24 protein-coding genes and 1 riboswitch are annotated in these 21,121 nt (G+C 71.5%); of the genes, 16 read left to right on the forward strand and 8 right to left on the reverse strand.

Annotation, left to right across the window (positions count from 1 at the left end; translation table 11 throughout):
• Positions 1–149 precede the first annotated feature (149 nt).
• A complete protein-coding gene (mce, locus tag ACFXBC_RS00520; protein WP_385016716.1) occupies positions 150–620 on the reverse strand; it encodes a methylmalonyl-CoA epimerase in 471 nt (156 codons plus the stop codon).
• Between the two features lie 164 nt (positions 621–784).
• Between mce and ACFXBC_RS00525 the strand changes: the two genes are divergently transcribed.
• Positions 785–1,987, forward strand: a complete 1,203-nt coding sequence (locus ACFXBC_RS00525) for an acetyl-CoA C-acetyltransferase (protein WP_385016719.1) — start codon at positions 785–787, stop codon at positions 1,985–1,987.
• Between the two features lie 205 nt (positions 1,988–2,192).
• Positions 2,193–3,191, forward strand: coding sequence for a methylmalonyl Co-A mutase-associated GTPase MeaB (gene meaB / locus ACFXBC_RS00530; RefSeq protein WP_385017078.1), 999 nt, complete (start codon positions 2,193–2,195; stop codon positions 3,189–3,191).
• Between the two features lie 102 nt (positions 3,192–3,293).
• On the opposite strand, the gene ACFXBC_RS00535 is transcribed toward meaB, so the two are convergent.
• Positions 3,294–3,914: a PepSY domain-containing protein gene (locus ACFXBC_RS00535; protein WP_385016721.1), complete on the reverse strand. Its 621-nt coding sequence runs from the start codon at positions 3,912–3,914 to the stop codon at positions 3,294–3,296.
• Between the two features lie 154 nt (positions 3,915–4,068).
• Here ACFXBC_RS00535 and ACFXBC_RS00540 point away from each other — a divergent pair, with 154 nt between their 5' ends.
• From ACFXBC_RS00540 to ACFXBC_RS00565, 6 genes are all read left to right on the forward strand, one after another.
• Positions 4,069–4,731 (forward strand): response regulator transcription factor, encoded by a 663-nt coding sequence (locus ACFXBC_RS00540; protein WP_385016723.1) that lies wholly within the window; start codon positions 4,069–4,071, stop codon positions 4,729–4,731.
• Positions 4,728–6,296 carry a sensor histidine kinase gene (locus tag ACFXBC_RS00545; protein WP_385016725.1) on the forward strand — a complete coding sequence of 523 codons (1,569 nt, stop codon included), beginning with the start codon at positions 4,728–4,730 and terminating at the stop codon, positions 6,294–6,296. The genes ACFXBC_RS00540 and ACFXBC_RS00545 overlap by 4 nt, the downstream gene beginning before the upstream one ends.
• Positions 6,291–6,420: riboswitch (cobalamin riboswitch) on the forward strand. (Overlaps the previous gene by 6 nt.)
• A gap of 38 nt (positions 6,421–6,458) precedes the next feature.
• The gene (locus tag ACFXBC_RS00550; protein ID WP_385016728.1) at positions 6,459–7,457 is read left to right on the forward strand and encodes an ABC transporter substrate-binding protein; all 999 of its coding nucleotides are present in this window, start codon (positions 6,459–6,461) and stop codon (positions 7,455–7,457) included.
• A 53-nt stretch (positions 7,458–7,510) separates the two neighbouring features.
• Positions 7,511–8,518, forward strand: coding sequence for a FecCD family ABC transporter permease (locus tag ACFXBC_RS00555; RefSeq protein ID WP_385016731.1), 1,008 nt, complete (start codon positions 7,511–7,513; stop codon positions 8,516–8,518).
• On the forward strand, positions 8,515–9,297 hold the full coding sequence (locus ACFXBC_RS00560) for an ABC transporter ATP-binding protein (RefSeq protein ID WP_385016733.1): 783 nt from the start codon (positions 8,515–8,517) through the stop codon (positions 9,295–9,297). Before ACFXBC_RS00555 ends, ACFXBC_RS00560 begins: the two co-directional genes overlap by 4 nt.
• The gene (locus tag ACFXBC_RS00565) at positions 9,294–10,058 is read left to right on the forward strand and encodes a (2Fe-2S)-binding protein (RefSeq protein WP_385016736.1); all 765 of its coding nucleotides are present in this window, start codon (positions 9,294–9,296) and stop codon (positions 10,056–10,058) included. The genes ACFXBC_RS00560 and ACFXBC_RS00565 overlap by 4 nt, the downstream gene beginning before the upstream one ends.
• 122 nt (positions 10,059–10,180) lie before the next feature.
• On the opposite strand, the gene ACFXBC_RS00570 is transcribed toward ACFXBC_RS00565, so the two are convergent.
• The 4 genes from ACFXBC_RS00570 to ACFXBC_RS00585 form a co-directional block, all read right to left on the reverse strand.
• Positions 10,181–10,654: a MarR family winged helix-turn-helix transcriptional regulator gene (locus ACFXBC_RS00570; RefSeq protein WP_385016739.1), complete on the reverse strand. Its 474-nt coding sequence runs from the start codon at positions 10,652–10,654 to the stop codon at positions 10,181–10,183.
• A gap of 173 nt (positions 10,655–10,827) precedes the next feature.
• The gene (locus ACFXBC_RS00575; RefSeq protein ID WP_385016741.1) at positions 10,828–11,604 is read right to left on the reverse strand and encodes an AIM24 family protein; all 777 of its coding nucleotides are present in this window, start codon (positions 11,602–11,604) and stop codon (positions 10,828–10,830) included.
• Positions 11,601–12,251: an AIM24 family protein gene (locus ACFXBC_RS00580; protein ID WP_385016744.1), complete on the reverse strand. Its 651-nt coding sequence runs from the start codon at positions 12,249–12,251 to the stop codon at positions 11,601–11,603. The genes ACFXBC_RS00575 and ACFXBC_RS00580 overlap by 4 nt, the downstream gene beginning before the upstream one ends.
• Positions 12,251–12,889, reverse strand: coding sequence for an AIM24 family protein (locus tag ACFXBC_RS00585; RefSeq protein ID WP_385016746.1), 639 nt, complete (start codon positions 12,887–12,889; stop codon positions 12,251–12,253). Before ACFXBC_RS00585 ends, ACFXBC_RS00580 begins: the two co-directional genes overlap by 1 nt.
• Before the next feature lie 191 nt (positions 12,890–13,080).
• Here ACFXBC_RS00585 and ACFXBC_RS00590 point away from each other — a divergent pair, with 191 nt between their 5' ends.
• From ACFXBC_RS00590 to ACFXBC_RS00625, 8 genes are all read left to right on the forward strand, one after another.
• On the forward strand, positions 13,081–13,428 hold the full coding sequence (locus tag ACFXBC_RS00590) for a DUF3817 domain-containing protein (protein WP_385016748.1): 348 nt from the start codon (positions 13,081–13,083) through the stop codon (positions 13,426–13,428).
• A complete protein-coding gene (locus ACFXBC_RS00595) occupies positions 13,425–13,718 on the forward strand; it encodes an MTH1187 family thiamine-binding protein (RefSeq protein ID WP_385016751.1) in 294 nt (97 codons plus the stop codon). The genes ACFXBC_RS00590 and ACFXBC_RS00595 overlap by 4 nt, the downstream gene beginning before the upstream one ends.
• 112 nt (positions 13,719–13,830) lie before the next feature.
• Positions 13,831–14,337: a MarR family winged helix-turn-helix transcriptional regulator gene (locus ACFXBC_RS00600; RefSeq protein WP_385016753.1), complete on the forward strand. Its 507-nt coding sequence runs from the start codon at positions 13,831–13,833 to the stop codon at positions 14,335–14,337.
• An 87-nt stretch (positions 14,338–14,424) separates the two neighbouring features.
• Positions 14,425–14,763, forward strand: a complete 339-nt coding sequence (locus tag ACFXBC_RS00605) for a DUF3817 domain-containing protein (protein ID WP_385016755.1) — start codon at positions 14,425–14,427, stop codon at positions 14,761–14,763.
• 72 nt (positions 14,764–14,835) lie between these two features.
• Positions 14,836–16,536: a methylmalonyl-CoA mutase gene (locus ACFXBC_RS00610; RefSeq protein ID WP_385016758.1), complete on the forward strand. Its 1,701-nt coding sequence runs from the start codon at positions 14,836–14,838 to the stop codon at positions 16,534–16,536.
• Positions 16,537–16,655: 119 nt separating this feature from the next.
• Complete coding sequence (locus ACFXBC_RS00615; protein WP_385016761.1) at positions 16,656–17,111, forward strand: MarR family winged helix-turn-helix transcriptional regulator; 456 nt, start codon at positions 16,656–16,658, stop codon at positions 17,109–17,111.
• Positions 17,108–18,136, forward strand: a complete 1,029-nt coding sequence (locus ACFXBC_RS00620) for an ATP-binding cassette domain-containing protein (RefSeq protein ID WP_385016763.1) — start codon at positions 17,108–17,110, stop codon at positions 18,134–18,136. Before ACFXBC_RS00615 ends, ACFXBC_RS00620 begins: the two co-directional genes overlap by 4 nt.
• Entirely contained in the window at positions 18,096–18,953 is an 858-nt protein-coding gene (locus tag ACFXBC_RS00625) for an ABC transporter permease (protein WP_385016766.1), read from the forward strand. Before ACFXBC_RS00620 ends, ACFXBC_RS00625 begins: the two co-directional genes overlap by 41 nt.
• A gap of 13 nt (positions 18,954–18,966) precedes the next feature.
• Here ACFXBC_RS00625 and ACFXBC_RS00630 read toward each other — a convergent pair whose 3' ends face one another.
• Positions 18,967–20,397 carry an ATP-binding protein gene (locus tag ACFXBC_RS00630; RefSeq protein ID WP_385016768.1) on the reverse strand — a complete coding sequence of 477 codons (1,431 nt, stop codon included), beginning with the start codon at positions 20,395–20,397 and terminating at the stop codon, positions 18,967–18,969.
• On the reverse strand, positions 20,394–21,113 hold the full coding sequence (locus ACFXBC_RS00635; RefSeq protein WP_385016771.1) for a response regulator transcription factor: 720 nt from the start codon (positions 21,111–21,113) through the stop codon (positions 20,394–20,396). Before ACFXBC_RS00635 ends, ACFXBC_RS00630 begins: the two co-directional genes overlap by 4 nt.
• Positions 21,114–21,121 lie beyond the last annotated feature (8 nt).

Genomic DNA, 21,121 nt, shown 5'->3' on the forward strand with positions numbered 1-21,121 from the left:
CAACACACTCTTCCCGTTCGAGCGCCGCCGTCTCGGTGATGACGGGCCCCCGGGGGAATGGTGTCAGATCAACGACGAGGCATGGGTCACAGGCCCCGATCCGGCCCCGGACCGGAGCCGCCCACTCTACCGGCCCGGGTATCCGGAGGTCAGTGCTCCTTCGGGGCCGGGGGGTCCGCTTCCTCCGCCGTTCCGTGCCCGGCGGCGGCCGTGACCAGTTCCGTCAGCACCCCGTGGCAGTCCTTGGGGTGCAGGAACGTGATGCGGGAGCCCATCGATCCGGTGCGCGGCTCGTCGTACAGCACACGGACGCCCTTGTCCCGAATATCCTGGGAATCACCGTCCACGTCCGCGGTCCCGAACGCGATGTGGTGCACGCCCTCGCCGTTCTTCGCGAGCCACTTGCCCACCGCGGAGTCCTCGCGGACGGACTCCAGCAGCTGGAGATAGGAGGCGCCGCCGTCGGATGTCTCATTGATCCTGAGCATGGCCTCCCGCACGCCCTGCTCCTCGTTGACCTCGGTGTGGAAGACCTCGAAGCCGTACGTCGCCCGGTAGAACTCGACAGTCGTGTCGAGGTCGAAGCAGGCGATTCCGATGTGGTCGATTCGCGTCAGCATTCCCCCAGTGCAGCGTGGAGACACCCGGTTACGCAACGTGCGCGCGATCACATGGGCGGGGCGATGACGAGCGGCGGACCGCTCAGTACATTCGAGTGCACCTCCTTCCGGGGGGACACCCCCCGACCCCCACTCGTTCACTCTCTTCCAAGGGGCCGCGCCTCATGTCTGGAACGAACAGCAGCACCTCCTCCGTGATCGTCGCCGGAGCCAGGACCCCGATGGGCCGGCTTCTCGGTTCGCTCAAGTCCTTCTCCGGCGCCGATCTCGGCGGTTTCGCGATCAAGGCGGCGCTGGAGCGCGCCGGTATCGGCGGGGACCAGGTGCAGTACGTGATCATGGGGCAGGTGCTCCAGGCCGGGGCAGGGCAGATCCCGGCACGCCAGGCCGCCGTCAAGGCGGGCATCCCGATGAACGTCCCCGCGCTCACCGTCAACAAGGTCTGTCTCTCCGGGCTGGACGCCATCGCCCTGGCCGACCAGCTGATCCGCGCCGGTGAGTTCGACGTGGTGGTGGCCGGCGGCCAGGAGTCCATGACCCACGCGCCCCATCTGCTGCCCAAGTCCCGCGAGGGGTACAAGTACGGCGCGGTCGAGATGCTCGACTCGATGGCGTACGACGGCCTCACCGACTCCTTCGAGTCCATCCCGATGGGTGAGTCCACCGAGAAGCACAACACCCGCCTCGGTATCGAGCGCGCCCCGCAGGACGCCTTCGCCGCCTCCTCCCACCAGCGGGCCGCCGCCGCGCAGAAGAACGGCCTGTTCGAGGCCGAGATCACGCCGGTCGAGATCCCCCAGCGCAAGGGCGACCCGGTCCTCTTCTCGCAGGACGAGGGCATCAGGGCCGAGACCACGGCGGAGTCGCTCGGCAAGCTGCGCCCGGCCTTCACCAAGGACGGCACGATCACCGCGGGCACCTCGTCGCAGATCTCCGACGGCGCCGCCGCGGTCGTGGTGATGAGCAGGGCCAAGGCGGAGGAGCTGGGTCTCGACTGGATCGCCGAGATCGGCGCGCACGGCAATGTGGCGGGCCCCGACAACTCCCTCCAGTCCCAGCCGTCGAACGCCATCCGGCACGCGCTGGGCAAGGAGGGCATCGGTGTCGAGGACCTCGACCTCGTCGAGATCAACGAGGCGTTCGCGGCCGTCGCCGTCCAGTCAATGAAGGACCTCGGCGTCTCGCCGGAAAAGGTGAACGTGAACGGCGGTGCCATCGCGCTCGGCCACCCCATCGGGATGTCCGGCGCCCGGGTGGTCCTGCACCTCGCGCTGGAGCTGAAGCGGCGCGGCGGCGGGGTCGGCGCGGCGGCGCTGTGCGGCGGCGGCGGGCAGGGCGACGCCCTGATCGTGCGCGTACCCAGGTAGGAGCGGAGCGGGACCGGTCCGGGGCTGCGACGGGCACCCGGGTACGGGTCCGTGCGGGTACGGGACCGGCCGCGTACGGGCCGGGGCCGGGTGCCGTATCCGGCGGGAGACGGCATCGGCCGGATAGGGCACCGACCGGATACGGCATCGGCCCGGCGAAACTGATCAGAACTGAGCGGAACTGAGCGGAGCTGTGAACGTGGACATGGACGTCCCCACCCTGGTCGGACAGGCCCGTGAGGGCAGGCCGAGGGCCGTCGCCCGGCTGATCTCCCTGGTGGAGGGGGCGTCCCCGCAGCTGCGCGAGGTGATGGCACGGCTGGCTCCGCTGACCGGCGGCGCGTACGTCGTCGGGCTGACCGGTTCGCCGGGGGTCGGCAAGTCGACTTCGACATCGGCGCTGGTCTCGGCGTACCGGCGGGCCGGCAAGCGGGTCGGTGTGCTCGCGGTCGACCCCTCGTCGCCGTTCTCCGGGGGCGCGCTGCTCGGCGACCGGGTCCGGATGTCCGAGCACGCGTCCGACCCGGGCGTCTACATCCGCTCCATGGCGACCAGAGGCCATCTGGGCGGCCTCGCCTGGGCCGCCCCGCAGGCGATCCGGGTGCTGGACGCCGCGGGGTGCGATGTGGTGCTGGTGGAGACGGTCGGCGTCGGCCAGTCCGAGGTGGAGATCGCCTCGCAGGCCGACACGTCGGTGGTGCTGCTGGCCCCCGGGATGGGCGACGGGATCCAGGCCGCCAAGGCCGGGATCCTGGAGATCGGCGATGTGTACGTCGTCAACAAGGCGGACCGGGACGGCGCCGACGCGACCGCGCGCGAGCTCAACCACATGCTGGGCCTGGGCGAGGCGCGCACCCCGGGCGACTGGCGCCCGCCGATCGTGAAGACGGTGGCGGCGCGCGGCGAGGGTGTCGAAGAGGTCGTCGAGGCGCTGGAGAAGCACCGGGCCTGGATGGAGGAGCACGGCGTCCTGGCGGAACGCCGCAGGGCACGCGCGGCACACGAGGTCGAGACGATCGCGGTGACGGCCCTGCGCGAACGCATCGGCGACCTGCGCGGCCACGACCGCCTCGACGCCCTGGCCGACCGCATCGTCACCGGCACCCTGGACCCCTACGCGGCGGCGGACACCCTGGTGGAAGCGGTGACGGAGGGGGCGGCTGGGGCCGGCGGGGCGCCAGGTGCTGAGGGCTTGTCGGACTGAACCCCGGGGGCGGATTCGCCGGGCCGGGGCCGCTGGAGTCCGCCCAGCGCTTTGACCCCGCCCGCCGCTCCGCGGACCCCGTCCCTCCGCATGTGCTCCGGCTCAGTCGTCGTCCTGGTCGTCGTCGTGCTGGTGGCGGTTCTGGTGTTCGGAGATGACCTTGCCGGTGCTCAGGTTGATGTAGACCTCGTGCCGGGTGCCGTTGTGGGCGGTCACCTCGGCCTCCCAGCGGCCGTTGTCCAGCTCGACCGATGTGACCGTGCCGGGGACGGCGCCGCGGGCCACCGAGGCGGCGTGGACCGCGGTGACGGGGGCGCCCTTGCGGTCGTCCTGGTCGCCGCCGTCCTGGCGCGAGGAGGTGACCTTGCCGGTGGTGCGGTCCAGATGGATCTCGTGCCAGACCTTGTCCTTGCCGTAGAGGTCCACCTCCCAGCGGCCGTGGTCCAGTTCGGCGGAGGTGACCGTGCCCGGCTCGGATGCCTGGGCCGAGCGGATCACCTGGTCGACGGTGGCCGGGCCGCTGGAGCCCGCCGCCGCTCCCGACGCGTTGCCGGTGTCCGGTGCGGACCGCCCGGCCGTCGGGGCAGCCTTCGCGGAAGCCGCCGTCGCGGCCGAGTGCGGTGCGGAGCCCGAGCCGCCGTCCGCGAGGGCGACCCCGGTGGCCGTGCCGCCCGCGGCCAGGGCCGCGGCGGCGATGCAGGCGATGACGTAGTTGCGCTTCATGAGTGAGTACCTCCAGGAGGCGAGTGCGGTGGCTGGTCCGGCCGGTTCTGCCGTCCCGGCTGCTTCGGACAGCTCCCAATCTGCCGCGGGCCTGCTGAACGCAGCCTGAAGCCCCCTGAAGATCCCTTCAGCATGGATTTGGGAGGCTGTCCCCATGCGCCTGTTGATCGTGGAGGACGAGAAGCGGCTCGCGGTGTCCCTCGCCCGCGGACTCACCGCCGAGGGTTTCGCCGTGGATGTCGCGCACGACGGCCTCGAAGGGCTGCACCTGGCCAGCGAGGGCCCGTACGACCTGGTCGTGCTCGACATCATGCTGCCCGGGATGAACGGCTACCGGGTCTGCGCGGCGCTCAGGGCGGCGGGCAACGACGTGCCCATCCTGATGCTGACGGCCAAGGACGGCGAGTACGACGAGGCCGAGGGGCTCGACACCGGGGCCGACGACTACCTCACCAAGCCGTTCTCCTATGTGGTCCTCGTCGCCAGGATCAGGGCGCTGCTCCGCCGGCACGCGGCCGGGCGGCCGTCGCCCGTGCTCACCGCGGGCAGCCTCACCGTCGACACCGCCACCCGCCGGGTGCACCGCGCGGGCACCGAAGTCGCCCTCACGGCGAAGGAGTTCGCGGTCCTGGAGCAACTCGCCGTCCGCCAGGGCGAAGTGGTCGGCAAGCCGGAGATCCTGGAGCACGTCTGGGACTTCGCCTACGAGGGCGACCCGAACATCGTCGAGGTGTACGTGAGCGCCCTGCGCCGCAAGCTGGGCGCCGGACTCATCCAGACCGTGCGCGGCGCGGGGTACCGTCTGGTCGCCGAATGAGGCGCCTGCTCGGTTCCGTACGGGCCAGGGCGGCGCTGGGCGCGACGGCCGTCGTCGCTGTCGCGCTGGTCGCCGCGGGGCTCTCGCTCCTGAGCGTCCTGCGGTCCAACCTCACGGGCCAGACCGATCTGCGCGCCGAGGTCGTCGCCCAGAACATCGCATCGCAGGTCGCGCTCGACGTCCCGTACCGCAAACTCCATCTGCCCGACTCCGACGAGAACCCGGTGCAGGTGGTCACCGAGCACGGCGGACTGCGCGCCGCCAGTGACGATCTGGACGCCGTGACGGGGACGGCGACCACCGCGGTGCATCCGGCGCCGGCCGAGTCGAAGCACGACGACGACCATGGCGACGACAAGAGCCACGGCAAGAGCGACGACAAGAGCGACGACAAGAGCGACGACGACGATGACGACCACGGCAGCGGCGACGATCCGCCGCGCGGTGAGGTCTCGCACGACGACCCCCACTTCAGCTCCGGCACCGCGACCGTGGACGGTGACACCGCCGACTACCGGTTCGCCGCGGTCGAGGTGACCAACGGCAGCGACGACACCCTGATCGTCTACGCGGGCGCCCCGCTCACCACCGAGCAGAGCGCCGTCAGCACGCTCCGCGGCGCGATGCTCATCGGGCTGCCCGCCCTCCTGCTGGTCGTCGCGGGCGTCACCTGGCTGGTGACCCGGCGCGCCCTGCGCCCCGTCGAGGGGATCCGGCGGGAGATGGCGGCGATCACCGCGTCCGAGGACCTCGGCCGGCGGGTCCCGGAGCCCGGCTCGCACGACGAGGTGGCCCGGCTGGCCCGTACGACCAATGAGACGCTCACCGCCCTGGAGCGCTCCGTCGACCGGCAGCGGCGGTTCGTCGCGGACGCCTCCCACGAACTGCGCAGCCCCATCGCGAGTCTGCGCACCCAGCTGGAGGTCGGCGCCGCGCACCCGGAGCTGCTCGACGTCGAGGGCGCGGTCATGGACACTGTACGGCTCCAGCAACTGGCCGCCGATCTGCTGCTGCTCGCCCGCCTGGACGCGGGGGAGCGGCCCGGTGCGGCGCGGATCGACCTGGGGGAGCTGGTGCGCGAGGAGGTCTCGCGGCGGCACGGGGGCCGGGTGCCGGTGACGGTCGACGCCGCGAACGGGCTCGAAGTGGAGGGATCCCGCGGGCAGTTGGCGCGGGTGATCGGCAACCTCCTGGACAACGCCCAGCGGCACGCGCGCTCGGGCGTCGAGGTCTGCGTACGGGAGCGGAACGGCCGGCTCGTCGCGGAGGTCGCGGACGACGGCCCCGGGGTGCCGCCCGCGGAGCGTGAACGGATCTTCGAGCGGTTCGTACGGCTCGACGACGCCCGGACCCGTGACGACGGGGGCGCCGGTCTCGGCCTGGCCATCGCCCGCGATGTCGCGCACCGGCACGGCGGGACGCTCACCGTCGGCGACGGCGCCGCCTTCGCCCTGGACCTGCCCGCCCCGCGGACCGGGGACGCCCCGCGGACCCAGGACACCCCGCCCGCCCAGGACGCTCCGCGGGCCCGGGCAGCCAAGGGGAGCGGCCCTGGCGGCGTCTGACACACTGAGCGCGAACCCAGGCGGTGCGGTGAAGGAAACCGGTGCGATTCCGGTACGGTCCCGCCACTGTGACCGGGCCTCGCGGCCCGGAAGCCAGACACTTCCCGCGCCGCCTTCTCCGTACGACCTGGGGACGAGGACATCCCCCGGAGAGGCCCGGCCATGCCCCGTAACCCCCGGACGTCGCGCGCCGCACTGGCGCTCATACCCCTGATCCTGCTGCCGCTCGCCGGCTGCGGGGCGGGCTCCACGCAGGACACGGGCGCGGACAGGGGCGCGAAAGCTCCCGCCGGATTCCCGTACACGGTCGACAACTGCGGGACCAGGACGACCTTCGACGCGCCCCCGAAGCGGGCCGTCACGATGAACCAGCACGCGACGGAACTCATGCTGGCCCTCGGACTCCGGGACCGGATCGCGGGCACCGCCTACCTCGACGACAAGGTCCTTCCCCGGTACCGCGCCGACTACGCGAAGACCAAGGTCATCGCCAAGGAGTACCCGTCCCGGGAGACCCTCCTCGGCGCCAACCCGGACTTCGTCTACGGCGGTTACGCCAGCGCCTTCGACAAGGCCCAGGGCCGTGACCGGGCCGGGCTCCAGAAGTCGGGCATCAACACCCGGCTCAATATCGAGAACTGCACCGGCGGCCCGGTCGGCCTCGGTCAGCTCAGCACCGAGATCACCCAGGTCGCGCGGACCTTCGGCGTTCCCGGCCGCGGCCGGAAGCTGATCGCGGAGCAGAAGGAGAAGATCGCGGCCGTCGAGGCGAAGCTCAAGGGGGCGGACCGGCCCTCGGTCTTCGTGTACGACTCGGGGGACAGCTCGGCGTTCACGGCGGGCGGCAGCGGTATCGGCAACGAGATCGTGTCACTGGCGGGCGGCACCAACGTCTTCGCCGATCTGGGGAAGAGCTTCGGTGATGTCTCCTGGGAGCAGGTCATCAAGCGCAGGCCCCAGGTCGTCGTGGTCTACGACTACGGCGGGACCAGCGTCGCGGCGAAGAAGAAGCGGCTGCTCGGCGATCCCGCCCTCAAGGACGTCCCCGCCATCAGGAACAGGCGTTTCGCGGTGCTGCCGCTGTCGTCGGCCGTCCTCGGCGTACGCGTCGCTGACGCCGTCGGGGACCTGGCCGCGCAGCTGCACCCCGACGCCGGATGAGGGCCGGGACCAAGGCCCGGCCGCATCCTCCGGCCTCGGGTGTGCTGCGTTCGATGCCCGTCGTGACCGGTGTGCTCACCGTGGTGCTGCTCGCGACGGCGGTGGCGGGACTGGCGCTCGGCCCGGTGCGCATCCCGCCGGGCGAGGTGCTCCGGGTGGTGCTGGGCGGCGAGCGGAGCGGCGCGTATCCGACGATCGTGTGGGACGTGCGGCTGCCCCGGGTGGTGCTCGGGGCCGTCGTCGGGGCGGGGCTCGCGCTGTCCGGGGCGGTCCTCCAGGCGCTGGTGCGCAACGCGCTGGCCGATCCCTTTCTGCTGGGCGCCTCCTCGGGGGCGTCGGCCGGGGCGGTGCTCGTCATCGTCTTCGGCCTCGGCACGGGGGCCGCGGCGACCGTGGCGCTGCCGGCCGCCGCGTTCATCGGCTCGATGGCGGCGCTGGTCGCGGTGTACGCGATGGCCAGGCGCGGCGGGACGATGACGACGGGGCGGCTGATCCTGGCCGGAGTGGCGATCCAGTACGTGCTGTCCGCGCTCACCAGCCTCGTCCTGGTGCTCTCCGCGCAGGCCGAGCATGTGCGCGCCATCATGTTCTGGACGCTGGGCGGTCTCGGCGGGGCCCGCTGGGACGAACTGGCGCTGCCCGCCGGGGTGCTGGCCGTCGGCGCGGTGGTGCTGATCGCGCTGGCCAGACCGCTGGACCTGCTGCTCGCCGGTGAGGAGGGAGCACGCAGCCTGGGCCTGGATCCGGGCCGGTTCCGGGGCGCCGTCTTCATCGGGGTCTCGCTGATCATCGGGGTGCTGGTGGCGTTCAGCGGGGCGATCGGCTTCGTCGGGCTGATGGTCCCGCACGCCGCCCGGCTGGTGGTGGGGGCGGGCCATCGCAGGCTGCTGCCGGTCACCGCGCTGGGCGGGGCGGTCTTCCTGCTGCTGGCCGATCTGCTGGCCCGCACGGTGGCCGCACCCGAGGAGATTCCCGCGGGCGTGGTCACGGCGCTGGTCGGCGGGCCGTTCTTCCTGTGGCTGCTGCGCCGCTCGTCCCGTACGGAGGGGATCACCGGATGAGCACGGCACCGGCCGCCCTGACGGCGGAGGCGATCGGCTACGAGGCCGGGGGCCGGGCCCTCCTGGACGGGGTGTCCCTGGACGCCCGGCCCGGTGAGACGGTCGGCCTGGTCGGGCCCAACGGCAGCGGCAAGACGACGTTTCTGCGCTGTGTGTACGGGGCGCTGCGTCCCGCATCCGGACGGATCCTGCTGGACGGCGGGGACGCGGCCGGGCTCGGAGTGAAGGAGCGGGCCCGGCGGATCGCCGTCGTCCCGCAGGACAGCCCCGGCTCCTTCGGACTCACCGTCCGCGAGGTGGTGGCGATGGGCCGCAGCCCGCACAAACGGTTCTGGGAACAGGACGGCGCCGAGGACGCGGAGCGGATCGATGCCGCGCTTGACCGGGTCGGGGCGGGCCCGTATGCCGGGCGGCGGTTCGACGAGCTGTCCGGCGGGGAACGCCAGCGGGCGCTGATCGCCCGCGCCCTGGTGCAGGAGCCGGGGCTGCTCGCCCTGGACGAGCCGACCAACCACCTGGACATCCGCTACCAGTTGGAAATCCTCGCGCTCGCACGCTCGCTCGGCACCACCAACCTCCTCGTCCTGCACGATCTCAACCTGGCCGCCGCGTACTGCGACCGGCTGTTCGTGCTGAGCGGCGGGCGGCTGGTGGCGTCCGGCGCCCCGGACGACGTCCTGACCGAGGAGATGCTGGATGAGGTGTACGGCGTACGGTCGCGGATCGGTGCGCACCCGGTCACCGGAGCCCCGCACGTCTTCTACCACCCGACGTCATGAACGACGGGACACAGCCCTGGGACCCGCTTCCGTTCGGCCCGCGCTGGCAGGTCGCCGAGGGCGAGCCGCCCGCCGCCGATGCCGGACGGTGGCTGGCGGCCGACCGGCTCGCGGATCCGTCCAGTGACGAGCTGGGCCGGCTGCTGGAGGCCGAACGCACCGGCAGCGGCCATCGCACGGCCCACGCCACGGCGTTGACCGTCATGGCGGTGTACGCGGGCCGGGTCACCGCTGCCGCCGTGCTGCACTGGGCGCTCTACGACGAGGTGCCCGATCTCGGCTCCGGCAATGTGCTGCTGCGGCCGGGGGCCCACGGCATCGACGGGGTCCGGGTGCGCCGGGCCCGGCTGCTCGCCCCCGCGGACGGTGAGGAGCCCGTACGGCTGCTGCACCGCACCGTCCTCGACGGGCATCTGCTGCCGCTGGCCGACGCGCTGCACAGGCGGACCCGGGCGGGGGCACGGCAGTTGCGCGGCGGGGTCGCCCACGGGTGCGCCACCGCGCTCTGCGCGTACGGCGCGGAGACCGGCCTGCTCGCCGAGCGCTGGCGGCGGTTCACGCAGGGAGCGCCCGGTGGTCTCGGCGCCCTGGGCGAGGTGGCGCGGGTGACGGCCGCGACCGGGCGGGAACGGCTGGTGTACCTGCGCTCCACCTGCTGCCTCTTCTACACCAGTGCGGAGGCGGTGCGGTGTGCGAGTTGCTGTCTCACCTCGCGGGAGGAGCGTCTCGACGCGTACGCGGGGCGCGGCCGGGCACGGTGACGGTGACGTACGCGGGGCGCGGCCGGGCACGGTGATCCGCGGGACAGGTGTGACCCGCGACAGGTGTGATCCGTGGGGGGGAGGTGTGATCCGCCCGACGGATGTGAACCGCCGGACGGGTCCTACCCCTTGCGGAGCCCCCGCAGCTGATCGGTGACCGGCTTCAGCGACTCGCGCAGGTCGGCCAGCGCCTCGGGCGTCAGCATGTCGATGAAGTGTCTGCGGACCGACGCCACATGGTGCGGTGCGACCTTCTGCATGGTCTCGCCGCCCAGATCGGTGAGGACGGCGAAGAGCCCGCGCCGGTCCGACTCGCAGTTCTCCCTGCGGACCAGTCCGGCCTTCTCCATCCGGGTGATCTGGTGCGACAGGCGGCTCTTCGACTGGAGGGTGGCGGCGGCGAGATCGCTCATCCGCATCCGCCGCTCCTCGGCCTCGGAGAGATTGACCAGGATCTCGTAGTCGTTCATCGTCAGGCCGAACGGCTGAAGGTCCTTCTCCATCTGGTACGACAGCAGCCTGTGCATGTCCAGATAGGTGCGCCATGCGCACTGCTCGGCGTCGGTCAGCCAGCGGGTGGCCGTCTCGGTCTCCATGATGAGAATTCTACCTAAGAAGTTGAATATTGGACAATTGTGGGGGGTTGCCTCCCGGCGCACACCGCGCCGCACGGTCGCGGACCCGGCCGCGCCACTGATCCGGACCGGCGTATGCGCCGGGCGCGGGGAGGGGGTTCAGGTGTTCGACGTTACACTCCGCAGGCTATCGCTCACAGCCCGAAGCGGCGCTGAAGATCCCCGACCTGGCCGGGAAAGCGCGATCCTGGGCCGTTTTGGCCGGAACGCGGCCCCTGTCCACCCGGAATGCCCGCTTCGTTCGGTACGGAACCGGTCGGCTGCTCGGGCAGCAGCTCCTCGGTCGACTGGAGCAGCACCGTGCCGGCCCCCACGAACTCGAACTGGTGCTCCTCGCCCGAGACGCCCCCGAAACCCGTGAACGACCGGATCCCGCCCAGCACCCCCGTCATATAGGCGTGGTCGTAGTGATGACACGGCGAGGGGCAGTCCGCCCAGCCCACCAGCGCCTGCGGGTCGACCCGGATCGGCGGCTCCATGAAGACCACCGGGCCGTTCGACGCGGCCACGAACTTCCCCGTACCGAGCAGGGTCAGAAAGCCGGGCACGATCGACTGCTTCAGCGACAGCGAAGGCTCGAACGCCAGCAGATTCCCCGCGCGGATGGTGAGGTTGCCGTCCTCCAGGTCGAACGAGTTCACATCGAAGGCGCGGTCGGCGAGCAGCATCTTGCCCGAGCCCTCCGCCACCACCCAGTCCGCGGCGTGCAGCGGGGAGTGGAAGCTGCTGCGCAGCAGCTGGTCGAAGCGGCCGTTGCCGAAGCCGCTGTAGTCGATCCGCCCGTAGTAGGCGATCATCTTGCCCTTCTGCAGGAACCACCGGGTACCGGTGAGCTCCACACAGAAGGTGTACTTGTTGACGTTGTCGTTGGCCGGCAGCGTCATCGGGTCATGGACCACCGGTCCCGTCACAGCTTCTCCTCCGATGCCTGCACATAGACCGCGCCGCTGCCGGACAGCTCCAGCTGGAACGCCTCGCCCGAGCCGCGCCCCACCATCTCCCGCCAGCCGAGCGCCGCCGACAGCCTGTTCCGTACGTCCCCGTGGTGGGCGACGTACGCCTGCGGATCCACATGCACCGGCCCCTGCGGGGTGATCGGCAGCTCCACGACCCCGCCGTGCGCCATCACCGCCACCGAGCCATGGCCCCTGAGCGTCGTGGTGAACAGCCCCTGTCCGGTGACCTGGCCGCGCACCATCCCCATCACCCCGCCCTGCGAGCCCATGAACATCGTGCCCTGCTGGAGCGAACCGTCGAAGGCGAGCAGCCGGTCCGCCTCCACATACAGGGTGTCGCCGGCCAGCGAGATCACCTGGATGTGGTGGCCGCCGTGCCCGAACATCACCGTGCCGCTGCCCTCCACGGTCATCAGCGGCGTCGCCTCGTTGGCCACCCGCCGCCCGATCATGGACATCACACCGCCCTGGCCGCCCCCGATGTCCGGCGTGAAGGTCACATCGCCCCGGTAGGCGAGCATCGCCCCGCGCTGGCTGTAGAGCTTCTGGCCGGGTACCACCGTGGCCTCGACCATCTTCGAGTTGATCTCGGTGAACGGCATCAGACATCACCCCCGAACGTGCTGCGCTCGCTGGGCTGCACATAGACGAGCCCCTCGCCCTCGAACCGGATCTGGAAGGACTCCCCGGACCCCTCGCCCATGAAGGTCCGGAAGCTGACACCGGTCTGGAAGTGCTGCCGGAGGTCGCCGGTGTGGGCGATGTACGCGCCCGGGTCGACCAGGAGCGGGTACTGCGGGGAGACCCGCAGCACGACCGCCGGCCCGTCCGACATCACCGCGGCCTGCCCGGTCCCCTCGACGGTGGTGGTGAACAGGCCGTTGCCCTGGGACGCGCCCCGCAGCCCGGTGAAGGTCGTACCGGTGCGCAGCCCGGCGTCGGTGCACAGCAGGTTGCTCGCCTCCACATGGAGCTTCTCGCCGTGCAGGGTGACGAGGTTGATCTCGGTGGCGCGGTCGGCGAAGTAGCAGGTGCCCTTGCCGCGCACCTCCATCACGCTCATCTGTTCGCCGGTCAGACGCCGGGTCACCATCCCGCGGAGCCCCTCACCGCCGCCGGTCATCTTCTTGAAGGTCATCTGGCCGTCGTAGGCGACCATCGCGCCGTTCTTCGCTCTGACGCTGTCACCCGTCAGGTCGACGGCGAGCATCCTGCTGCCTTGGAGTCGGAACTGAGCCACGGTCCGAAGGTAACGGTCCACCGGGGGTGCGCACAGGGTTCCCGGGGTGTAGACGCACCCTGAAAGAGCCCTGATATGCGGGGCTGCCACAATGGTTCCGAGTTTGTGCGCACTTTCACAAGATCACGCGTGCGTGTGATCGACAGCGCGCACGGTCCTGTTTACGCCGCCCGCTGCCGAAGGTTTCCTCCGTGGACATCAAGACCGCATCCGCCATCCGCCGCCTCCGCCTGGTCTCCGCCCCCGAGGCGGTCTCCTTCCTGCTGCTGCTCGTCTGCTCGGTCCTGAAGCGGACCACGGACTTCAACGCGGTGCCGGTCATGGGCATGGTGCACGGCGTGCTCTTCGTGCTGTACGTGATCTTCTGGGCCGACGCCTGGAACCGCGCCAAGTGGTCCGCCGGGACCGGCATCCTCTACTTCGTCCTGTCGGTGCTGCCCACCGGCGGCTTCTTCGCGGAGCGCAAGCTGCGCCGCGAGGCGGAGAACGCGGTCATCGCCTCCCGCGCGCGCCGCGAGGGCGTGGTGGAGACGTCATGATCGTCGCCTTCTCGGTCTCCCCGCTGGGCGTGGGTGAGGACGTCGGCGAGTACGTCGCCGACGCGGTCCGCGTCGTACGCGAATCGGGTCTGCCGAACCGTACGGACGCCATGTTCACCTCCGTCGAGGGCGAGTGGGACGAGGTGATGGATGTCGTCAGGCGCGCCGTCCAGGCCGTCGAGGCGCGTGCGCCCCGGGTCTCGCTCGTACTCAAGGCGGACATCAGGCCGGGGGTCACCGACGGCCTGACGTCCAAGGTCGAAACGGTCGAGCGGCACCTGGCGCCCTGACCGGTGCGCTCCCTGCCGTACCGACGCCGTGCGGCAGGGGCCGCCCCGGGTGCACGGACCGAAGGGCGAGACGGGGCTGACCGTCATATGACCGGCCGGTAGGGTCGATGCCGTGCCGAAGCCGCTCAGCCTTGCCTTCGATCCCATCGCGCGCGCCGACGAACTCTGGCAGCAGCGCTGGGGACCCGTGCCCTCGATGGCCGCCATCACCTCGATCATGCGCGCCCACCAGATCCTGCTCGCGGAGGTCGACGCGGTCGTCAAGCCGTACGGGCTGACCTTCGCGCGCTACGAGGCGCTGGTGCTGCTCACCTTCTCCAAGGCGGGCGAACTGCCGATGTCCAAGATCGGTGAGCGGCTGATGGTGCACCCCACATCGGTGACGAACACGGTCGACCGGCTGGTCAGGTCGGGACTGGTCGACAAGCGCCCCAACCCCAACGACGGGCGCGGCACGCTGGCCTCCATCACCGACAAGGGCCGTGAGGTCGTCGAGGCGGCCAGCGCGGATCTGATGAAGATGGAGTTCGGGCTCTCCGCGTACGACGCGCAGGGCTGCGGCGAGATCTTCGAGATGCTCAGGCCGCTGCGGGTGGCGGCGGACGACTTCGAGGAGTAAGGGCGGCGCCACGGGTCCCAGGAGGCCGGGCGGCGCAAGGGCAACCCCGCCGAAGATCGCCCATAGCGCCCCGATACGCTCGACTCCATGAAACGAAGCGTGCTGACCCGCTACCGCGTGATGGCCTACGTCACCGGTGTGCTGCTGGTCCTGCTGACCCTCGGCGTCATCGCCAAGTACCTGCTGGACATCAACGGGGCGACCGGTTTCGTCAGCATCGTCGGCATCGCGCACGGCTGGCTGTACGTGGTCTACCTGATCTTCGCCTTCGATCTCGGATCCAAGGCGAAGTGGCCGGTGACCAAGCAGATCTGGGTGCTGCTGGCCGGCACGGTCCCCACCGCGGCCTTCTTCGTCGAGCGGAAGATCTCCCGCGAGCTGGAGCCCCGGATCACCCAGCCGGCCCCGGTGGCCGCCAAGGCGTAATCCCGCCGCCCGCACGATGTGCGGGCGGTCTGCCATCGACAGATACTTGGACGTCCTAGTAAATTCATGGGTATGGACGCTCACGCCATCGAAGAGGGCCGCCGCCGCTGGCAGGCCAGGTACGACAAGGCCCGCAAGCGGGACGCCGACTTCTCCACACTGTCCGGGGACCCGGTTGACCCGGTGTACGGGCCGCGGCCCGGTGACACGTACGAGGGGTTCGAGCGGATCGGCTGGCCCGGTGAGTATCCGTACACCCGTGGCCTGCACCCCACCGGCTACCGCGGCCGCACCTGGACGATCAGGCAGTTCGCCGGGTTCGGGAACGCCCGCCAGACCAACGAGCGCTACAAGACGATCCTCGCCAACGGCGGCGGCGGACTCTCGGTCGCCTTCGACATGCCGACGCTGATGGGCCGCGACTCGGACGAGCCGAAGGCGCTCGGCGAGGTCGGCCACTGCGGGGTCGCCATCGACTCGGCCGCCGACATGGAACTCCTCTTCCAGGACATCCCGCTCGGCGACGTCACCACGTCGATGACGATCAGCGGGCCCGCCGTCCCGGTCTTCTGCATGTACCTGGTCGCCGCCGAGCGCCAGGGCGTCGACCCGGCCGTGCTCAACGGCACGCTCCAGACCGACATCTTCAAGGAGTACATCGCACAGAAGGAGTGGCTCTTCCAGCCCGAGCCGCATCTGCGGCTGATCGGCGACCTGATGGAGCACTGCGCCGCCTCCATCCCCGCCTACAAGCCGCTCTCGGTCTCCGGGTACCACATCCGCGAGGCGGGCGCGACGGCCGCGCAGGAGCTGGCGTACACCCTCGCCGACGGCTTCGGCTATGTGGAGCTGGGCCTCTCCCGCGGGCTCGACGTGGACGTCTTCGCGCCCGGCCTGAGCTTCTTCTTCGACGCGCACGTCGACTTCTTCGAGGAGATCGCCAAATTCCGCGCGGCGCGCAGGATCTGGGCGCGCTGGATGAAGGACGTCTACGGGGCGCGGACCGACAAGGCGCAGTGGCTCCGCTTCCACACCCAGACGGCCGGGGTCTCGCTGACCGCGCAGCAGCCGTACAACAACGTCGTACGGACCGCCGTCGAGGCGCTCGCCGCGGTGCTCGGCGGCACCAACTCGCTGCACACCAACGCCCTGGACGAGACGCTGGCGCTGCCGAGCGAGCAGGCGGCCGAGATCGCCCTGCGGACCCAGCAGGTGCTGATGGAGGAGACGGGCGTCGCCAATGTGGCGGACCCGCTGGGCGGCTCCTGGTACATCGAGCAGCTCACTGACCGTATCGAGGCCGACGCGGAGAAGATCTTCGACCAGATCAAGGAGCGCGGCCTGCGGGCGCACCCCGACGGTCAGCACCCGGTCGGCCCGGTCACATCGGGCATCCTGCGCGGCATCGAGGACGGCTGGTTCACCGGCGAGATCGCCGAATCCGCCTTCCAGTACCAGCGCTCGGTCGAGAAGGGCGACAAGCGCGTCGTCGGCGTCAACTGCCTGCACGGCTCGGTCACCGGCGACCTGGAGATCCTCCGCGTCAGCCACGAGGTGGAGCGCGACCAGGTCCAGGAACTGACGGCCCGCAGGGCCGCCAGGGACGACGCCCGCGTCTCCACGGCCCTGGACGCGCTGCTCGCCGCCGCCCGGGACGGCTCGAACATGATCGAGCCGATGCTGGCCGCCGTCCGGGTGGAGGCCACACTCGGCGAGATCTGCGGCGCCCTGCGGGACGAGTGGGGCATCTACACGGAGCCGCCGGGGTTCTGAGCGCCGGTTCCGGGCGGGAGCGGGGGGTGTGCCCGGGGGCTTCGGCCTCCGGGCACACGCATATCCGTGGTCGGACGCCCACTGGCCGTTACCTCTGACACAGAGCTAAAATAAGAAGCGTGGCCACCGAAGAGTTTCCCGAGTCGCTTGCCGATGTGCTGGCCGGGGTGCACCGGCTGGTCCGGCGGCGGCTGCGGCGAGGGCTTGCCGCGCCACCGCTGCGAGGGGCGCAGGCGGAGTTGCTGCGGCTTGTCGGCGGGCGGCCCGGGATCAGGGTCTCGGACGCGGCCAGAGAGCTGTATATGGCGGGCAATTCGGTCTCGACGCTGGTCAACCAGCTGGCCAGGGCCGGATATCTGATCCGCGACAACGACCCGGACGACCGGCGTGCGGTGCGGCTGCGGCTCACCCCGGCGGCCCGTGAACGGCTGCGTGACTGGCAGACGCGGCGCGGCGAGCTGGTCCGGGCCCAGGTGGCCCGGCTCTCCGACGAGGACCGGGCGGCCCTGGCCGCCGCGCTCCCGGCGCTGCGGCGGCTCGCCGGGAACCTGCACGAGGAGGTGGAGGGCTCATGAGCGACCCGGGGCGCGACGGCAGCGGCGGCGCCGACGAGAACGGCCGGGGCAGTGGCAGCAGTGGCAGTGGCAGTGGTGGCCCCGCCGGGACCGGCGAGGGCGGCCCGGCCGTTTCCTGTAGCGGCCTGGAGTACGCCTTCGGTGCGACCAGGGCCGTCGACGGCGTGGACCTCTCGGTCGGCGCGGGTGAGGTCTTCGGTCTGCTCGGACCCAACGGTGCGGGCAAGACCACCGTGATCCGCTGTATCACCACCCTGCTGCCGGTTCCCTCCGGACGGGTGCGGGTGTTCGGGCACGACGCGGCGAAGGAGCGGATGGCGGTGCGGCGCCTGCTCGGCTACGTACCGCAGCAGCTCTCCGCCGACGCCGGGCTCACCGCACGCGAGAACGTGGCGCTGTTCGCCCGGGTCTTCGATGTCTCCCGGCGCGAACGGGCCGAGCGCGTCACCCAGGCGCTGGCGGCCGTCGGCCTCGCGGAGACCGCGGACCGGCTCGCCAAGACCTACTCGGGCGGCATGATCCGCCGGCTCGAACTCGCCCAGGCGCTGGTGAGCGCGCCCCGACTGCTCATCCTCGACGAGCCGACCATCGGCCTCGACCCGATCGCCAGGACCAGTGTGTGGGAACACATCGACGCCGTACGCCGGGCCACCGGGATGACCGTACTGGTGACCACGCACTACATGGACGAGGCCGAGCAGTACTGCGACCGGCTCGCGCTGATGCATCAGGGCCGGGTACGGGCGCTCGGCACCCCGGGAGAGCTGAGAGCGGGCCTGCGGGAGCGCCGCCGCGCACAGAGCGGCGCCACCGGCTCCCCGGCCGGATCCACTGCCGGGCGGGCCGCCGCCCCGGACACCCCGGACGTCCCGTCCGGCACGGCCCCCGCCGCCGCCCGGCGCGAGGACACCGAGCCCACCCTTGAGGACGTCTTCCGGGACGTCGCGGGCAGTGGTCTCGACGAGCAGGGAGGTGAGTTCCGCGATGTCCGTTCCACCCGCCGCACCGCCACCCGGGTCGGCTGAGGCCGACCGGGCCGGGCTCGGGCTGCTGCTGGTACCGCCGAAGCCACGCACCGGCCGGCGGATGGTGCCGGCCAGGGTGGCCGCCATGTGCGTGGTCGAGCTGCAGAAGCTGCGCCACGACCGTACCGAGCTGTACACCAGAGCCGTCCAGCCCGCGCTGTGGCTGCTGATCTTCGGGGAGACCTTCACCCGGATCAGGGCCATCCCGACCGGCGGCATCCCGTACATCGACTATCTGGCGCCCGGCATCATCGCCCAGTCCGCGATGTTCATCGCGATCTTCTACGGCATCCAGATCATCTGGGAGCGCGACGCCGGAATCCTCACCAAACTCCTTGTCACACCGACCCCCAGAGCCGCCCTGATCACCGGCAAGGCGTTCGCGGCCGGGGTGAAGGCACTGATCCAGGCGGTCGTGGTGGTCGTCATCGCCGCACTGCTCGGCGTCGCGCTGACCTGGAATCCGCTGCGGCTGCTCGGGGTGGCGGTGGTCGTGATCCTGGGCTCGGCGTTCTTCTCCTGTCTGTCCATGACCATCGCCGGGATCGTGCTGACCCGCGACCGGCTGATGGGGATCGGACAGGCCATCACCATGCCGCTGTTCTTCGGCTCCAACGCCCTGTACCCGGTCGCGATCATGCCCGGCTGGCTCCAGGCGATCAGCAAGGCCAATCCGCTGAGCTACCAGGTCGACGCCCTGCGCGGGCTGCTGCTGGGCACCCACGCCCATCTGGCCCTGGACTACGGGGTGCTGGTGGTGGCCGCCGCACTCGGCGTGCTCGCCGCTTCGTCGCTGCTCGGCCGGCTCGCCCGCTGACGCCCGCCGGACCTCACGGCAGGCTCAGCCGGAACAGCGCCCCGCCGCCCGGCGCCTGTTCCGCCGTCAGCTCCGCCCCGTGGGCGCGGGCGATCTGACGGGCCATCGCGAGGCCCAGACCGGAACCGGGCAGCGCACGCGCGGCGCGGGCCCGGTAGAAGCGGTCGAAGACATACGGCAGATCGGCCGGCGCGATCCCGGGCCCGTGGTCGCGTACGGTCAGCTCGGTCGCGGTGAGGACTACGTCGACCCCACCGCCCCCACCGACCCCACCGCCCTCACCGCCCGCACCGGAGAACTTCGCCGCGTTCGAGAGCAGATTGGCGAGCAGCCTGGAGAGCCGCGCCGGTACGCCGTCCAGGACCGGGTCCGCCGTCACCTCCAGGGTGAGGACCAGCCCCGGCCAGTGGCCGCGTGCGGCTGCCACCGCGTGCTCGACCAGCGGGGCCAGCCGGACACTCTCCACCAGCGGTACCGGCTCCTCGTCCCTGGCCAGTTCGATCAGGTCGTTCACCAGCGTCGTCACCTCCTGGATCTGCCGGGTGAGGGCCCCGGCCGCCCGGTCGTGCTGAGCGGGCGTCAACCGGTCGGCACGGGCGAGGAGTTCGGCATTGGTCCGGAGCGCCGTGAGCGGGGTGCGCAGTTCGTGGGAGGCGTCCGCCACCAGCCGGCGCTGCGCGGTGACCGACTGCTCCAGCTCACCCAGCATGGTGTTGAAGGTGGTGGCCAGCCGGGTGACCTCGTCCTCCCGGGTCACGGGCCCCGGCGGCAGCTCGATGCGGTGGCGCGGGTCCCGGGTCGCCGCGATCCGCTCGGCGGCCCGGGTGAGCCGGGCGACGGGCGCCAGACCGGTGCGCGACACCCAGTAGCCCAGCCCCGCCGCGATCAGCACCCCGGCGCCGCCGACCGCCGCGAGCAGCTGGGCCGTCCGCCGCACGCTCTTCTCCACCGGGTCGGCGCGCAGCGCGACCTGCACAGCCTTGTGGTGGCCGAAGGTGGTGGTGAGCATCCGGGTGGGGCGCCCCTGCAGCGTGATGTTGCTGAAGTACGGAGCGCGGGTGCCGGCCGCGACCTCACGGACCGGCCCCGACACCGGCAGCAGATACCGCCCCGCCGGGTCCGCCGAAGGGTCGGCCGGCACGATCTGGGAGCAGGCGGGCGAGGCGAGGAACTGGCACTGCCCCTCCACGACGCCCGGCTGCCCGCCCCCGCGCCCGCTTCCGGTGACGGAAGCCGACTGGACGAGATTGAGGTCCAGCTGGTGGTAGATCTCGTACCGCTGGACGAAGAAGGCCGCCGCGCAGACCCCGAGCGCCACCAGGGCCACGGCCGCCGAAGCGGTCAGGGCGAGCCGGGTGCGCAGCGGACGGCGGCGGCGCCAGCGCGCACCGAGCCGGTGGGACGGCGCCCGGCGCGCGCCGCTCCGGCCGCCGGGGGCGCTCATACGGCGTCCAGCCGGTAGCCGACGCCGTGCACGGTGTGGACCAGGCGCGGCTCGCCGCCCGCCTCCAGCTTGCGGCGCAGATAACCCACGTACACGGCAAGGGAGTTGGAGTCGGGCCCGAAGTCCTGTCCCCAGACCCGCTCCAGGATCAGCTCCCGGGTGAGGACCTGCCCGGGGTGGCGCAGCAGCAGATCGAGCAGGGCGAACTCGGTCCTGCTGAACTCGATCGCGCGTCCCGCCCGGCGCCCGGTGCGCGTCACCGGATCCACCGTCAGATCGCCGTACACCAGGACGCCCGGCTCCTCGTCGGCCGGTGCGGCCCGCCGCAGCAGTGCCCGCACCCGGGCGACCAGCTCGTCGAGTGCGAAGGGCTTCACGAGATAGTCGTCGGCGCCCGCCTCCAGGCCGTCCACCCGCTCGCTCACCGAGTCCAGGGCGGTCAGTACGAGGACGGGCGTCCGGTCGCCGACCGCCCGCAGCTGCCGGCAGACCGCGAGGCCGTCGAGGACCGGCATCATCACATCGAGCACGACCGCGTCCGGCTGCCAGGAGGAGACGGCCGACAGCGCGGCCAGGCCGTCGGCCGCGCCCAGCACCTCGTACCCCTCGACCGTGAGACCGTCCTCCACCGCCAGACGGACCTCCGGCTGGTCGTCCACGACCAGGATCTTCCTGGGCCGGGGGCTCGCGGGCGGGGTGTGCGGGTACGGGTTCATGGGGCAAA

Origin of the sequence: Streptomyces sp. NPDC059398, assembly GCF_042751845.1 — a bacterium.
In the GTDB taxonomy this organism is placed as follows: Bacteria; Actinomycetota; Actinomycetes; order Streptomycetales; family Streptomycetaceae; genus Streptomyces.

Coding starts and splice junctions, on each gene's coding strand:
- mce (WP_385016716.1), bottom strand. CDS start 620: ATGCTGACGCGAATCGACCACATCGGAATCGCCTGCTTCGACCTCGAC.
- ACFXBC_RS00525 (WP_385016719.1), top strand. CDS start 785: ATGTCTGGAACGAACAGCAGCACCTCCTCCGTGATCGTCGCCGGAGCC.
- meaB (WP_385017078.1), top strand. CDS start 2,193: ATGGACGTCCCCACCCTGGTCGGACAGGCCCGTGAGGGCAGGCCGAGG.
- ACFXBC_RS00535 (WP_385016721.1), bottom strand. CDS start 3,914: ATGAAGCGCAACTACGTCATCGCCTGCATCGCCGCCGCGGCCCTGGCC.
- ACFXBC_RS00540 (WP_385016723.1), top strand. CDS start 4,069: ATGCGCCTGTTGATCGTGGAGGACGAGAAGCGGCTCGCGGTGTCCCTC.
- ACFXBC_RS00545 (WP_385016725.1), top strand. CDS start 4,728: ATGAGGCGCCTGCTCGGTTCCGTACGGGCCAGGGCGGCGCTGGGCGCG.
- ACFXBC_RS00550 (WP_385016728.1), top strand. CDS start 6,459: ATGCCCCGTAACCCCCGGACGTCGCGCGCCGCACTGGCGCTCATACCC.
- ACFXBC_RS00555 (WP_385016731.1), top strand. CDS start 7,511: ATGCCCGTCGTGACCGGTGTGCTCACCGTGGTGCTGCTCGCGACGGCG.
- ACFXBC_RS00560 (WP_385016733.1), top strand. CDS start 8,515: ATGAGCACGGCACCGGCCGCCCTGACGGCGGAGGCGATCGGCTACGAG.
- ACFXBC_RS00565 (WP_385016736.1), top strand. CDS start 9,294: ATGAACGACGGGACACAGCCCTGGGACCCGCTTCCGTTCGGCCCGCGC.
- ACFXBC_RS00570 (WP_385016739.1), bottom strand. CDS start 10,654: ATGGAGACCGAGACGGCCACCCGCTGGCTGACCGACGCCGAGCAGTGC.
- ACFXBC_RS00580 (WP_385016744.1), bottom strand. CDS start 12,251: ATGCCGTTCACCGAGATCAACTCGAAGATGGTCGAGGCCACGGTGGTA.
- ACFXBC_RS00595 (WP_385016751.1), top strand. CDS start 13,425: ATGATCGTCGCCTTCTCGGTCTCCCCGCTGGGCGTGGGTGAGGACGTC.
- ACFXBC_RS00605 (WP_385016755.1), top strand. CDS start 14,425: ATGAAACGAAGCGTGCTGACCCGCTACCGCGTGATGGCCTACGTCACC.
- ACFXBC_RS00610 (WP_385016758.1), top strand. CDS start 14,836: ATGGACGCTCACGCCATCGAAGAGGGCCGCCGCCGCTGGCAGGCCAGG.
- ACFXBC_RS00620 (WP_385016763.1), top strand. CDS start 17,108: ATGAGCGACCCGGGGCGCGACGGCAGCGGCGGCGCCGACGAGAACGGC.
- ACFXBC_RS00625 (WP_385016766.1), top strand. CDS start 18,096: ATGTCCGTTCCACCCGCCGCACCGCCACCCGGGTCGGCTGAGGCCGAC.
- ACFXBC_RS00630 (WP_385016768.1), bottom strand. CDS start 20,397: ATGAGCGCCCCCGGCGGCCGGAGCGGCGCGCGCCGGGCGCCGTCCCAC.
- ACFXBC_RS00635 (WP_385016771.1), bottom strand. CDS start 21,113: ATGAACCCGTACCCGCACACCCCGCCCGCGAGCCCCCGGCCCAGGAAG.